The 14710-nt window shown below is 32.0% G+C and carries 8 protein-coding genes; all 8 read left to right on the top strand.

Annotated features, from left to right (window positions below):
• A partial coding sequence (locus tag ABY298_RS10790) for a molybdopterin dinucleotide binding domain-containing protein (RefSeq protein WP_372746064.1) occupies positions 1–2302 on the top strand: 2302 nt, incomplete at its 5' end.
• 45 nt (positions 2303–2347) lie between these two features.
• On the top strand, positions 2348–3274 hold the full coding sequence (gene queG / locus ABY298_RS10795) for a tRNA epoxyqueuosine(34) reductase QueG (protein ID WP_372746065.1): 927 nt from the start codon (positions 2348–2350) through the stop codon (positions 3272–3274).
• A gap of 131 nt (positions 3275–3405) precedes the next feature.
• The gene (locus ABY298_RS10800; RefSeq protein WP_372746066.1) at positions 3406–5712 is read left to right on the top strand and encodes an NADP-dependent malic enzyme; all 2307 of its coding nucleotides are present in this window, start codon (positions 3406–3408) and stop codon (positions 5710–5712) included.
• Between the two features lie 12 nt (positions 5713–5724).
• Complete coding sequence (gene ruvA / locus ABY298_RS10805) at positions 5725–6306, top strand: Holliday junction branch migration protein RuvA (protein WP_372746067.1); 582 nt, start codon at positions 5725–5727, stop codon at positions 6304–6306.
• A 3-nt stretch (positions 6307–6309) separates the two neighbouring features.
• Complete coding sequence (sprA, locus tag ABY298_RS10810) at positions 6310–13350, top strand: cell surface protein SprA (RefSeq protein WP_372746068.1); 7041 nt, start codon at positions 6310–6312, stop codon at positions 13348–13350.
• Positions 13351–13373: 23 nt separating this feature from the next.
• Positions 13374–13754, top strand: coding sequence for a glycine cleavage system protein GcvH (gcvH, locus tag ABY298_RS10815; RefSeq protein WP_372746069.1), 381 nt, complete (start codon positions 13374–13376; stop codon positions 13752–13754).
• Positions 13744–14100, top strand: coding sequence for a VanZ family protein (locus ABY298_RS10820; protein ID WP_372746070.1), 357 nt, complete (start codon positions 13744–13746; stop codon positions 14098–14100). Before gcvH ends, ABY298_RS10820 begins: the two co-directional genes overlap by 11 nt.
• Before the next feature lie 70 nt (positions 14101–14170).
• Positions 14171–14710, top strand: a 540-nt coding sequence (locus tag ABY298_RS10825; RefSeq protein ID WP_372746071.1) for an energy transducer TonB, incomplete at its 3' end; no start/stop codon positions are given.

Genomic DNA, 14710 nt, shown 5'->3' on the forward strand with positions numbered 1-14710 from the left:
AGATGGGCATAATTCTCACACAAATATTTGTTCTTCCGGAGCACGATTTGGATACAATTTATGGTACGGTTATGACCGTCCTTCACCAGATCACGCCGAAGCAAAATTTATTTTATTAGTCTCTGCTCATTTAGAATCGGGTCATTATTTTAATCCGCACGCACAACGTATTATTGAAGGAAAAATGAAAGGTGCTAAACTAGCCACCATGGATCCTCGTTTATCCAACACGGCAAGTATGTCCGATTATTGGTTGCCATCATATCCGGGAACGGAAGCTGCAGTTTTGTTAGCAATGGCATTAATTATTTTAAAAGAAGGATTATACAATAGAAATTATTTAGAAAACTGGACCAACTGGAAAGCCTATTTAAAGGCAATGCATAGTGATAAAGAGATCACATTTGAGAATTATATTGCCGCAATGATTGATGAGTACAAAGAATTTACACCAGAGTTTGCAGAAAAAGAATCAGGTGTAAAAGCGGATATGATTGTTGAAATTGCGCATAAAATTGGTGAAGCTGGTGAGAGATTTGCATCACATAATTGGCGTGCAGCAGGAGCTTCAAACCTTGGAGGTTGGGCTGTTGCTCGTTGTTTACATTTTTTAACGGTATTAACTGGTGCGGTTGGCGCTAAAGGAGGAACATCACCAAATAGCTGGAATAAATTCAAGCCAACGCAACCAAACCCGCCTGCGCCTCAAAAAAAATGGAACGAATTACATTTTCCAAAAGAATATCCGTTAGCATTTTTTGAAATGAGCCAGTTGTTGCCACATTTCTTAAAAGAAGGAAGAGGTAAAATGGATGTGTATTTTTCGCGAGTATTTAATCCAGTTTGGACCTATCCTGATGGATTTACGTGGATGGAAATGTATATGGATGAAACCAAATTTGGATTGCACGCAGCATTAACTCCAACTTGGAATGAAACGGCTTTTCACGCAGATTTTGTATTACCAATGGGATTGGCTTCAGAGCGTCATGATTTAAATTCATATGCAACACACGGTGGAACATGGGTTGCATTTCGCCAACCAGTTTTAAGAGAAGCTGCACGAAGAAATGGCAAACCAGTAGAATATACGTATCAGGCAAATCCTGGTGAAGTTTGGGAAGAAGATGAATTTTGGATAGAACTTTCTTGGAGAATTGATCCTGATGGAAGTATGGGAATTCGAAAACATTTTGAATCTCCGTATCGTCCGGGTAAAAAAATAACCATTGATGAATATTATCAATATATTTTTGAAAGAGTAAAAGGTTTACCTGAAGCTGCTAAAAAAGAAGGAATTACAGAATTACAATACATGCAAAAGTACGGAGCTTTTGAAATTGAAAAAGGAGAATCGTACAAAAAAAACGAAACATTATTAACCGAAGAAGAATTAAAAGGTTCTACAGTTGATAAGGATACCGATGTGATTTTTAAAGATGGAAAAGAAATTGGAGTAATGATTAATGGTAAAGCAATGGTTGGCTTTCCTACACCTTCGCGTAAAAACGAGTTTTATTCACAAACTATGGTAGATTGGAAATGGCCAGAATATGCTATTCCAAAATATATAAAGAGTCATATTCATAATGATAATTTAGATAAATCTAAAGGAGAATATGTATTAGTGCCAACATTTAGGTTGCCAACTTTAATTCATTCAAGATCAGGAAATGCAAAATGGTTGGTTGAAATTTCTAACAGAAATCCAATTTGGATGCATCCAGATGATGCCAAAAAATGGGGATTCCAAACAGGTGATTTGGTAAAAATGAATACGGATATTGGTTATTTTATTGATAAAGTTTGGGTAACTCAAAGTATGAAACCTGGCGTTGTAGCATGTTCGCATCATATTGGACGCTGGAGAAGACCACAAGATAAAATTGGAAACCGCTGGGCTACAAATACAGTGAAAATACAAAGTAATGGTGAAGGTGGTTGGAAAATGAACACTGTTTCTGGCATCCATCCTTTTGAATCTAGCGATAAAGATTCTAAACGAATTTTTTGGAAAGATGGTGGTGTGCATCAAAATATTACACATGCAGTGCATCCAGATCCTATTAGTGGAATGCATTGTTGGCATCAACGTGTGCGAATTGAAAAACCAAAACCCGAAGATAAGTATGGTGATATTTTTGTAGACACCAACAAATCTCACGAAATTTATAAAGAATGGTTGGCAATGACGCGTCCTGCTCCTGGTCCAAACGGAGAACGCAGACCTTTATGGTTTAACAGAGCTTTTACGCCAGATAAATCTCCAGGAGGTTGTTACTATATTCCGAAAGAAGATTAATAAAAAAAATCCCGCAATTGCGGGATTTTTTTAGCTTTGTAATACATGAAAAATCTTGAAACAAATGCAACTTTAATCAAACAAGAAGCTAAACGATTAGGCTTTGAAAGTTGCGGTATTGCAAAAGCAGATTTTTTAGAAGAAGAAGCTTCCAAATTAGAAAATTGGTTAAAAAATGGTTTTCACGGAAAAATGAATTATATGGAAAACTATTTCGACAAGCGATTAGATCCAAGACTTTTAGTTGATGATGCTAAAAGTGTTATTAGTTTATCATATAATTATTTCCCTGAAATTCATCAAAAAGAGGATACCTATAAAATTGCCAAATATGCGTATGGAGAAGATTATCATCATATTATAAAAGCTAAATTAAAAGAGCTGACTTTTTTTATTGAAAATTTAATAGGACAAGTAAACGGAAGAGCTTTTGTAGATTCTGCGCCGGTTTTAGAACGCGCTTGGGCAGAAAAAAGCGGCTTAGGTTGGCGCGGAAAAAATTCATTATTACTTCAAAAAAACAAAGGATCATATTTCTTTTTAGCAGAACTTATTTTAGATGCGGAGTTAGCTTATGATAATCCGTTTATAACCAACCATTGCGGAACCTGTACAAAATGCATTGATGCTTGTCCTACTCAAGCAATATTACCAAATAATACTGTTGATGGAAGTAAGTGTATTTCGTATTTCACTATAGAATTAAAAGAAGAAATTCCAATTTCAATGAAAGGAAAATTTGAAGATTGGATGTTTGGATGCGATATTTGCCAAGATGTTTGCCCTTGGAACCGTTTTTCTAAGCCACATTCCGAAGAAAAATTTATACCACATTCCAATTTGCTTTCCATATCAAAAAAAGATTGGGAAGAAATAACTATTGATGTTTTTCAAAAAATATTTAAAAAATCTGCTGTAAAACGCACAAAATATGCGGGTTTAGTTCGGAATATTTCATTTCTAAAAAAATAGAATTCGAAGAATTTGTAGATAATTATTAGTTATCTGTTACAATTATTTCATTTACTAATTATAAATGCTATAAAAATGAAACTAATACCAATAAATTGATAAATTTGTTTTTCAAATAAATTACAATTGTCATGAGTAAGTCCAAAAAAAAGAGTGAAGCTTTATTATATCACCAGTTTCCAAATCCAGGAAAAATTCAAGTAGTACCAACAAAAAAACATTCAACACAAAAAGATTTATCTTTAGCGTATTCACCAGGTGTTGCTGAGCCTTGTTTAGCAATAGAAAAAAACCCAGATGATGCTTATAAATATACTTCAAAAGGAAATTTAGTTGCTGTTATTTCAAATGGTACAGCCGTTTTAGGTTTAGGAGATATTGGTGCTCTTGCGGGGAAACCCGTAATGGAAGGAAAAGGATTGCTTTTTAAAATATTTGCAGATATTGATGTGTTTGATATTGAGGTTGATACAAAGAATGTTGAAGAGTTTATTCAAACAGTTAAAAATATTGCGCCAACTTTTGGTGGTATTAATTTAGAAGATATAAAAGCTCCAGAGGCTTTTGAAATAGAACGAAGACTGAAAGAGGAATTAGATATTCCTGTAATGCATGACGATCAACACGGAACTGCAATTATATCTGCAGCAGCCTTAAAAAATGCAGTTGAAATTGCGGGAAAAGATATTTCTAAAGTTCGAATTGTAGTAAATGGAGCTGGAGCAGCTGCCATTTCTTGTTCAAGATTATACATTGCATTAGGTGCTAAAAAAGAAAATTTAGTAATGTGTGATAGTAAAGGTGTAATTAAAAAAGACAATCCAAACTTAAGCGAACAAAAAGCCGAATTTGCTACCGATAAAGATATAAGCACTCTTGAAGAAGCTGTTGTTGGCTGTGATGTTCTTATTGGCTTATCTGTTGCAAATGTGTTTACACCAAAAATGTTAAAATCTATGGCAAAGGATCCTATTGTGTTTGCAATGGCAAATCCAAATCCTGAAATAGACTATAAATTGGCTGTAAAAACACGAAAGGATGTAATTATGGCAACAGGACGTTCAGATTATCCAAATCAGGTAAATAATGTGTTGGGATTCCCATTTATTTTTAGAGGAGCTTTAGATGTGAGAGCTACCAAAATAAATGAAGAAATGAAGCTTGCAGCGGTAATTGCACTTGCTGATTTAGCAAAAGAATCTGTGCCAGAACAAGTAAATATTACTTATGGTGAAACCAATATCCAATACGGAAAAGAGTATATAATTCCAAAACCTTTCGATCATCGTTTAATTACGGAAATTCCTCCAGCAGTTGCAAAAGCAGCAATAAAATCTGGTGTTGCAAAGAAAGTAATAAAAGATTGGCAAGCGTATAAAGATGGTTTAGCAGATCGTTTAGGAACAAGTAGTAAGTTAATGCGTATGCTTACTTCACGCGCTAAATCAAATCCTAAGAGTGTTATTTTTGCTGAAGCAGATCATTTAAGCGTTTTAAAAGCAGCGCAAATTGTTTTAGAAGATGGTATTGCAAAACCTATATTATTAGGAGATAAGGAAATTATTAAAGAGTTAATGCTTGAATTAAATTTTGAAGCTGATGTTCAAATTATTGATCCAAAATCAGATTCAGAAAGAGAAAGAAGACATCGTTTTGCTGATATATATTGGGAGAAAAGTAAACGTAAAGGAATTTCATTATTAGATGCAAGAAAATGGATGCGTGAACGTAATTATTTTGCAGCAATGATGGTAAATGAAGGTGAGGCAGATGCATTGGTTACAGGATATTCTAGAAGTTACCCAAGTGTTGCAAAACCAATAATTGATTTAATTGGAAAAGCCGATGGTGTTTATAAAGTTGCTGCTACCAATATTATGATGACTGGCAGAGGCCCAATGTTTTTCTCTGATACAGCATTTAATGTAGATCCATCTGAAGAAGATTTGGTACAAATTGCCAGAATGACAAATAGAGTAATGAAAATATTTGGTATTGAACCTAACTTAGCTATGTTGTCTTATTCAAATTTTGGTTCGGCCAAGTTTGAATCGCCTTCAAAATGTTCAAAAGCGGTTGCTTATTTGCATAAACATTACCCAGATATATGTATAGATGGAGAAATTCAAGCAGATTTTGCGTTAGATATGGAATCAAGAGGCGAAAAATTTCCTTTTTCAAAGATTCATAATAAAAAAGTAAACGGACTAATTTTCCCAGATTTAAATTCTGCAAATATTAGTTATAAATTAATCCGTAGGTTAAATAATATAGAAACCATTGGTCCAGTTGTTATGGGTTTAAAAAAACCAGTACATATTTTACAATTAGGGTGTAGTGTAGATGAAATAGTAAACATGGTTTGTGTAGCAGTCGTTGATGCTCAAGAAAATGCTAAAAAAGATACAGATTATTTTACTACATTTGGTGGTTCATAGATTTATAGATTAATGATTACCCATTTAAGAGGAAAATTAGTAGAAAAAAACCCAACATTTGTTGTGATAGAAGCCAATGGCGTAGGTTATTGGTTAAATATTTCCCTTAATACATTTACGCTATTACCCAATGAAGAATCTGTTTTTTTATATACCCATTTGTCGGTAAAAGAAGATTCTCATACTTTATATGGATTTATTTCAAAGGTTGAAAGAGAAATTTTTAGGTTACTCATTTCAGTCTCTGGAGTAGGTCCAAGTATTGCTCGCACTATGTTATCTTCCATGACAACTGATGAAATTCAAAGAGCAATAGCTTCGGGAAATGTCGGGTTAATTCAGTCTGTTAAGGGAATTGGTGCTAAAACTGCTCAAAGAGTACTAGTGGATTTAAGAGATAAAATTTCAAATACATTTTTGGTTGATGAAGTTTCTAATATTCAAAGCAATACTAGTAAAAACGAAGCGTTATCAGCATTAGAAGTGTTAGGGTTCAATAAAAAACAAGCCGAAAAAGTGATTGATAAAATTTTGATGGAAGATACATTGGCTAGTGTTGAAGTTTTAATAAAAAAAGCGCTAAAAAATTTATAAAAATTGAATAAAAGAATAGTTATTATTAGGCAAATTACATTCCTTTTTTTATTGTTTGCGGTGCAATCAATGCTAAAAGCGCAAATAACAAATCCAGTAAATAATAAGGATTCTTTAGTGGTATCTAAACAGGTAGATTCTTTAAAATTAAAATACCCTTTTAAAAGTGAGCAAAGTGGTAATTTGTTTTTAATGGATCCGTCAACAACTGAAATTATTTATGATGCCGAATTAAAACAATACATTATTGTTGAGAAAATTGGCGATATTCAAATTAAGAGACCAATTTATATGACCTTAGAAGAGTATAAAGAATACAAACTTCAAAAGGACATGCTTGAATACTACAGAGGTAAAATAAGCGCAACAAATAGTAAAAAAGAAGGTAGTATAGATGCTCAAAAAAATTTACTACCCACGTATTATGTAAAATCAGACTTTTTTGAATCAATTTTTGGTGGTAATGAAATTGAAGTAAATGCGCAAGGATCAGTTTTGGTTAAAATGGGTGCTATGTATCAAAAAACCGATAACCCACAGTTAACAGAACAAAATAGAAGTAGTTTAACCTTTGATTTTGATCAAGAAATTAGCGCAAGTATACAGGCAAAAGTAGGAACCCGATTAAAAGTTGCGGCGCAATATGATACGCAATCTACCTTTAATTTTCAAAACCAAATTAAATTAGAATACGAGCCAACAGAAGATGATATTCTTCAAAAAATTGAAGTTGGAAACGTAAGTATGCCTATTAACAACTCTTTAATTGTTGGGGCGCAAAACTTATTTGGTGTTAAAGCACAAATGCAATTTGGAAAAACTACGGTAACTGGTGTGTTTGCAGAACAAAAATCTTCAACTACTTCAGTAACTGCACAAGGAGGTTCAACAGTTGAAGAATTTGAATTACAAGCCAGTGATTATGATCAAAATAGGCATTTCTTTTTATCACAATATTTTAGAGATAATTACAACAATGCGGTAAAAGATTTTCCTTTAATTAACAGTTCTATAAATATTACTAAAATAGAAGTTTGGAAAACCAACAGAAATTCTACAACAACAGATGTAAGAAATATTGTTGCATTAGCTGATATTGGAGAAGAAAGTCAATTAAATATTGGTCCTGCAAATGTAATAGTATCACCAGGGCAAAAGTATCCTTCAAACAGCGCAAATAATATTTCTGATATTTTAACTTTAACAAATGCTGTAAGAAGTGTTTCTACAGTTAGTTCGGGTTTATCACCTTATTCAATGCAACAAGGTAGAGATTATTCCGTATTAGAAAATGCAGTAAAATTAAGTTCAAGTGAGTTTTCATATCATTCGCAATTAGGATATATATCTTTAAATAGTAGATTGGCCGATTCAGATGTGTTAGCAGTGGCTTTTGAATATACAATAAGCGGAAGTTCTACGGTGTATAAAGTGGGTGAATTTACAAGTGATGGTATTGTATCGCCAAATAATATAGTTGTAAAATTATTGAGAAGCGAAACAATCAGTACAAAAATTCCAATGTGGGATTTAATGATGAAAAACGTATATTCTTTACAGGCCTATAACATGAGTAGTGATGGTTTTAGGTTAGAATTATTATATACTGATGATGATACTGGAGTTTCACTTAATGTTTTACAAAATGCGAAATCTGCCAATGTTGCGGATAAAACTTTGTTAAATTTATTTGGTGTTGATCGGCTAGATCAAAGTCAGACATATATTGCTGATGGAGATGGCTATTTTGATTATGTGGAAGGATCTACGGTAAATTCGGAAAAAGGATTTATTATTTTTCCAAAAGTTGAACCTTTTGGTGAAGATTTAGAAACTAAATTAACAGACTCGCAAGATGCTGATTATATTTTTAATGAACTATATACCTTAACACAATCAGAAGCAAAAAATAATTACCAAAATAAAGATAAATACCTTTTAAAAGGATATCTGTCATCAGAAAGTTCAAGTGGAATTTCATTAGGAGCATTTAATGTTACACAAGGATCGGTTACAGTAACAACTGGCGGTAGAGAATTGGTAGAAGGTGTGGATTATGTGGTGGATTATCAAATGGGTACTGTTGAAATAATAAATGCTAGTTTAGAAGCTTCAGATGCTGAAATAGAGGTTTCAGTTGAAAATAATTCCGCGTTTAATTCTCAAACAAAAAACTTTTTTGGAGTAGATGTTGAGCATAAGTTTTCCGATAAATTTGTTGTTGGTGCTACATTTTTAAATTTAAGTGAAAAATCAATTACTCAAAAAGCAACATTAGGAGATGAAGCAATTAACAATAGCATTTTTGGTTTAAATGCAAGTTATGGAAGCGAGGCTCCGTTTTTAACTCGTTTGGTTAACAAATTACCAAATATTGATACAGATGTTATGTCTAACTTCTCAATAAGAGGTGATTTTGCATATTTAAAGCCAGGATCTTCAAGTAGTATTGAACAAGATGGTGAAGCAACTTCTTATATAGACGATTTTGAGGGTTCAGAAATTCCATTAGAAATTAAATCAGTTCAACAATGGTATATGGCTAGTACGCCTCAATACCAAACAGAGTTCGATTTTGGAGGAAGCGCATCTGATTTGTCGTACAATTATAAACGTGCAAAATTAGCATGGTATACAATTGATCCATTATTTTATGGAAGCTCATCAACTAAACCAAATAATATTGATAATACTGAGCTTTCAAGAGCTGAGGTTAGACGTGTTAAATATGAAGAATTATTTCCTGAGGAAGATTTAGATTTAACACAATCTACCATTGTAAGCACTTTTGATTTGGCTTATTTTCCAAACCAGAGAGGAAGTTATAATTACGATACAAGCAATGTAAATACTAACGGAGAATTTACAAATCCTGAAGATAGATGGGCTGGTATTACAAGAGCTTTAACCACTACAAACTTTGAACAATCTAATGTGGAATATATTCAGTTTTGGTTAATGGATCCGTACGATCATTATTCCATAACTACCGAAGAAGGTTTACCTGCTGGTATAGATCCTTCAAACGCTTTAAATCAGGTTGGTGAATTGTATTTTAATTTAGGAAATATTTCTGAAGATGTTTTGAAAGATGGACGAAAAATGTATGAAAACGGATTGCCAGAAACCACTTTAGATACCGATTATGATTCAACTATTTGGGGTAGAGTTCCTTCAACTCAATCTTTACTTTATGCCTTTGGAGATAGTGATTCGGAACGTTTAAATCAAGATGTTGGTTACGATGGTTTAACCGATGAAAAAGAAATAGAATTATTTGGAACCAGTTTTGGAACCGATCCATCTAATGATAACTATACCTATTTTAGAAGTTCGGATTATGATGCTGCAAATGCATCTATTTTAACAAGGTATAAAAAGTACAATAATACCCAAGGAAATTCACCTACTACTAACTTATCACCAGAGAGTTATACTACTTCAGCAACTACATATCCTGACACTGAAGATATTGATAAAGATCAAACAATGAGTACCGTAGAAAGTTATTATCAATATAAAGTATCATTAAACAAAAGTGATTTGGTTGTAGGGGAAAACAATATTGTTGATGAAAAAAATGTTGAAGTAACTTTATCCGATGGTAGTACGAAGCAATTTAGATGGTTACAATTTAGAATTCAGGTTAGCAATCCAGATGAGGTAATTAATGATATTTCTGGATTAAGTTCTATCCGATTTATGCGTATGTTCTTAACCAAATTTAAAATGCCAGTTGTTTTACGTTTTGGTGAATTTCAATTAGTAAGAGGAGATTGGAGACGATACACAAAAACTTTAGATGATGATATTAGTCCTTCACAAACTTTAACAGATTTAGAATTACAAAACTTTGAAGTAGGAGTAGTTAATATAGAGGAAAACGACAATAGAAGCCCAATACCTTATGTATTACCTCCAGGAATAGAACGTGAAATATTAAGAGGAACCACTACTATTCAAGAGCAAAACGAACAGTCTTTATCATTAAAAGTTACAGATTTAGAACCAAATGCAATTAGAGCTATTTATAAAAATGTAGCTATAGATTTAAATATGTATGAAAATTTAAAGCTATTTATACATGCCGAAGGAGTGCAAACAAAAACACAGGTTCAAGATGATGAGTTAAAAGCAATTATTAGACTTGGTACCGATTTAGATGATAATTATTATCAAATAGAAAAACTAATTTCAGTTTCTGATTATGATTCAACTACTGATTTAGAAGTTTGGCCAGAAGTTAATAATATTGAAGTTTTACTTGAAAATTTAGGGCAATTAAAATTATTGCGTTTTGAAGATGGAATTGCGTCAAATGTTTTATACCCAGCTATTGGGGAGGCTTCTCCAATTGACGGACTAGAAGATTACGATATTCGGGTAAAAGGAAGTCCAAACTTATCAAACATTAAAACCATTATGTTAGGTGTAAAAAACGTTTCTACCTCAAACCAAAGCGCAGAAATTTGGTTTAATGAAATGCGTGTAGCAGGATTTGATAATGAAGGCGGTTGGGCTGCCGTTGTAAGCGCCGATGCTAATTTAGCAGATTTTGCAACAGTTTCAGTTACTGGTAGAATGGAAACACAAGGTTTTGGTGGTATTGAGGAAAGTGTAAGTGAAAGAAGTCAGGAGGATACAAAATCATACGATTTGGTTGCTAGTATAAATTTAGGACAATTACTTCCTAAAACTTGGGGTGTTAAGTTGCCATTAAGTTATAGTATTTCAGAAGAAATTGTAGATCCAAAGTACGATTCACAATACCAAGATGTTCTTTATGAAGATGCAGTAGATATTAATCCTAATAGTGAGTATTCTTCAGAATTAACTAAAAAAAGAAGTATTAGTTTAATTAATGTTAGAAAAGAATCAAATCCGAATTCTGAGAAAAAACCAAAATTTTATAATGTAGAAAACTTATCGGTTTCATATGCTTATAATGAAACCTATCATAGAGATTATAGTGTTGAAAAATACTTAGATCAAAATGTAAGAGCCTCTGCAAATTACAATTATAGTTTTCAGGAAAAATCTATAGAACCTTTCAAAAATTTAGAATCATTAAATAGTAAATATTTAAAATTTATAAAAGATTTAAATGTGAATTTAGTACCATCAACCGTTGCTATTAATTCAACCATTTATAGAACTTATAATGAGCAATTATCTAGAAGTTTAGTTGATGGACTGTCGGATTTACCAACATTAGAACAACGAAATTTCTTGTTTGATTGGGATTATACAGTTGGATATAACCTAACAAAATCTTTTCAGTTTAATTTTAGAGCATCCAATCAATATATATATGATACGTATGAATCATCTGAAGATGTAAAAATATTTGATAATTTTCTATCTATTGGAAGGCCAGATAATTATCATCAGGCATTAAGTGGTACTTATAAATTACCATTAGAAAAGTTTCCGTTTATGAATTTTATGAAAGCGGATTTTACTTATACAGCAGATTTTGATTGGCAAGCTTCTTCACAATCGTACGTAGATCTTATTGGTAATGTTATTCAAAATGCAAATACGCAGGCATTGGCTGTAGATGTAGATTTTAGCAAATTTTATAAAACTATTGGATTGGATGGTTTGTTTAATAAAAAATCGACTAGCGGTATAAGAACAAATGCAAATGCACCTGTTGCTTTAAGAAATTCTGTTGCTAAAAAGAAAAAAACATTAGGAGGTAAAATAGGACAAACTTTTTACAGTGTGTTAACATCAGTAAAAAAGGCAAAAATAAATTATGCCGAAAACAACGGTACTTATTTACCTGGTTATGTTCCTGAAATTGGATTTTTAGGACGCGATAATTTTAATGGAGGACTATCGCCAACATTAGGTTTTGTTTTTGGAAGTCAGGTTGATATTAGACAAAAAGCTATAGAAAATAACTGGTTGGTATCAAGAGGTACAGATGATGCTTATTACAGTCAAACATATAGTAATACACATTACAATAAACTAGATTTAAACTTTACTGTAGAGCCATTTAATGATTTAAAAATTGATTTAAGAGGTAGTAAAACATATACAAAAAACACATCGCAACAAATGGATGTGATTGACAATGTTTTAAGTGATGATTCGCTAATATCAGAATATGGTAGTTTTAGTATCAGTCATAATATGGTAAAAACTTCATTTAAAAATGGTGATGCAAATTTTGAAAAATTTAAAGCAAACAGAGCAATAATATCTCAAAGGTTAGCCACACAATCTGGACAGCCAATAACTGGTTTTGGAGAAACAAGTCAGCAGGTTTCTTTACCAGCATTTATAGCAGCATATTCTGGTTCTGATGCATCTTCTGTTAATTTAGGAGCATTTAGAGACGTTCCAATTCCTGGATGGCAACTAGATTATAAAGGCTTTATGAAAATGAAATGGTTTAAAAAGAATTTTAGAAGTTTCTCATTGTCGCATAGTTATAATTCGTTATATTCAATAGCTGGATTTAGTAATAATTTGGAATATGTTGCCGATGATCCGTATGCTACAACAGATATTGTTGGAAATTATTTAAATAAAACACTATTTTCTACTGTAAATTTATTGGAAGAATTTTCTCCACTTATTAAAGTAGATGTAAAAATGAAAAATTCATTCTCATTTGCAGGTAGAATTAATAAGGATAGAAGTTTAACACTAAACTTTAATAATAATACAATAACTCAAGTAAACGGTGTTGAATATGTAATAGGTTTAGGATATAGAATAAAAGATTTAGCTATGAAATTTAGATTTGGCGGAGAGGTTACAAAACTAAAAGGAGATTTAGATTTAAGTGCAGATCTTACATTAAGAGATAATTTAACAGTTATTAGAGCTATAGATGAAGATAATAATCAAGTAACGGGTGGTCAACGCTTACTATCATTAAAGCTGTATGCAGATTATGCGGTAAGTAAAAGTTTAACAGCATCTTTTTACTTTGATCAAAGTTCATCAAGTTATGCAATTTCTACTACCTACCCAAGACTATCTGTAAGCACTGGTTTAAGTGTTAGATATATATTAGGAAATTAAATATAAATTTTAAAATAAAAAAAATGAATATTCCAGCAAATTTAAAATACACAAAAGAACACGAATGGGTTAAAATTGAAGGCGATACTGCAACAATTGGAATTACGCATTTTGCGCAAGGAGAATTAGGAGATATTGTTTATGTTGATGTTGATACTTTAGATGAAACAGTAGAAAGAGATGAGGTTTTTGGATCAGTAGAAGCAGTAAAAACCGTTTCAGATTTATTTATGCCATTAACAGGTGAAGTAACAGCTTTTAATGATGCATTAGAAGATGCTCCAGAAAAAGTAAATTCTGACCCTTACGGAGAAGGATGGATGATTAAAATTTCCATTTCAGACGCATCGCAGATAGAAGATTTATTAACTCCAGAAGCATACAAAGCGTTAATTGAATCGTAATTTTTTATTTTTAGCACTTATTTTAACTGTTGGGGTTGGAATTGGGAGTTTAATTTCATTAAACAATACTCCAATTACAACGGTTCATGTTTCTGATAAATTAATGCATTTAGCGGCCTATTTTTTAATTAGTATAAGTTGGTTGCTAACGTTTAAAAATAACGGTAACATATTTAAAATTAACAGGTTAATATTTGTGTTAATTCTGTTGTATGGCATACTTATTGAGGTATTACAAGGAGTGTTTACAAGCTATAGACAATTTGATTTGTTAGATATTTTGGCTAATTTTATAGGAATACTAACAGGTTTTGTGGTATTTTTTATCATTTCCAAAAAAAAATAGATTAAATAAAAATATACTTGTAAAAGTTACATGAAAATTATTAAATTAGCACACTATAAAATTTTTACAGATGCAAATCAAAAAGAACCCAAAAGCAAATCTAGAAAACTACAGTAAGTTGTTTATGCAGTTAGGCTTAGTTTTAGCACTACTTGTAGTTTATTTAGCGATAGAGAAAAAAACGTATGATAGAGTAATTGCTGACCTAGGGATAGCAACATACAATATTGAAGATGAAGAGCAAACAGTTGAAATAGAGCAAGTAAAACCGCCTGAACAACAAGCTCCACCTCCACCAACTCCAGATAAAATTGAAGTGGTAGAAGACGAAAAAGAAGTTGAAGAAACAATTATTGAGTCTACTGAAACAGATGAGAAAGAAGCTGTAAAGGTAGAAAGAATTATTGAAGTGAAAGAAGAAGAAGAAATAATGGAAGATGTACCTTTCGCAATTATTGAAGATGTGCCTATTTTCCCTGGTTGTAAAGGTTCTAAAGCTCAATTAAAAGAGTGTTTACAAGAAAAAATTACACAACACGTAAACAGAAAATTTAACTCTGAGTTAGCTTCTGATTTAGGTTTAACTCCTGGTGTTAAACGTATTTTTGTA

The organism is Lutibacter sp. (genome assembly GCF_041596795.1).
Classification (GTDB): Bacteria; Bacteroidota; Bacteroidia; order Flavobacteriales; family Flavobacteriaceae; genus Lutibacter.

Excerpts from the sequence above, each read along its gene's own strand:
- ruvA (WP_372746067.1), top strand. The coding sequence starts at position 5,725 with ATGATTACCCATTTAAGAGGAAAATTAGTAGAAAAAAACCCAACATTT.
- ABY298_RS10800 (WP_372746066.1), top strand. The coding sequence starts at position 3,406 with ATGAGTAAGTCCAAAAAAAAGAGTGAAGCTTTATTATATCACCAGTTT.
- gcvH (WP_372746069.1), top strand. The coding sequence starts at position 13,374 with ATGAATATTCCAGCAAATTTAAAATACACAAAAGAACACGAATGGGTT.
- queG (WP_372746065.1), top strand. The coding sequence starts at position 2,348 with ATGAAAAATCTTGAAACAAATGCAACTTTAATCAAACAAGAAGCTAAA.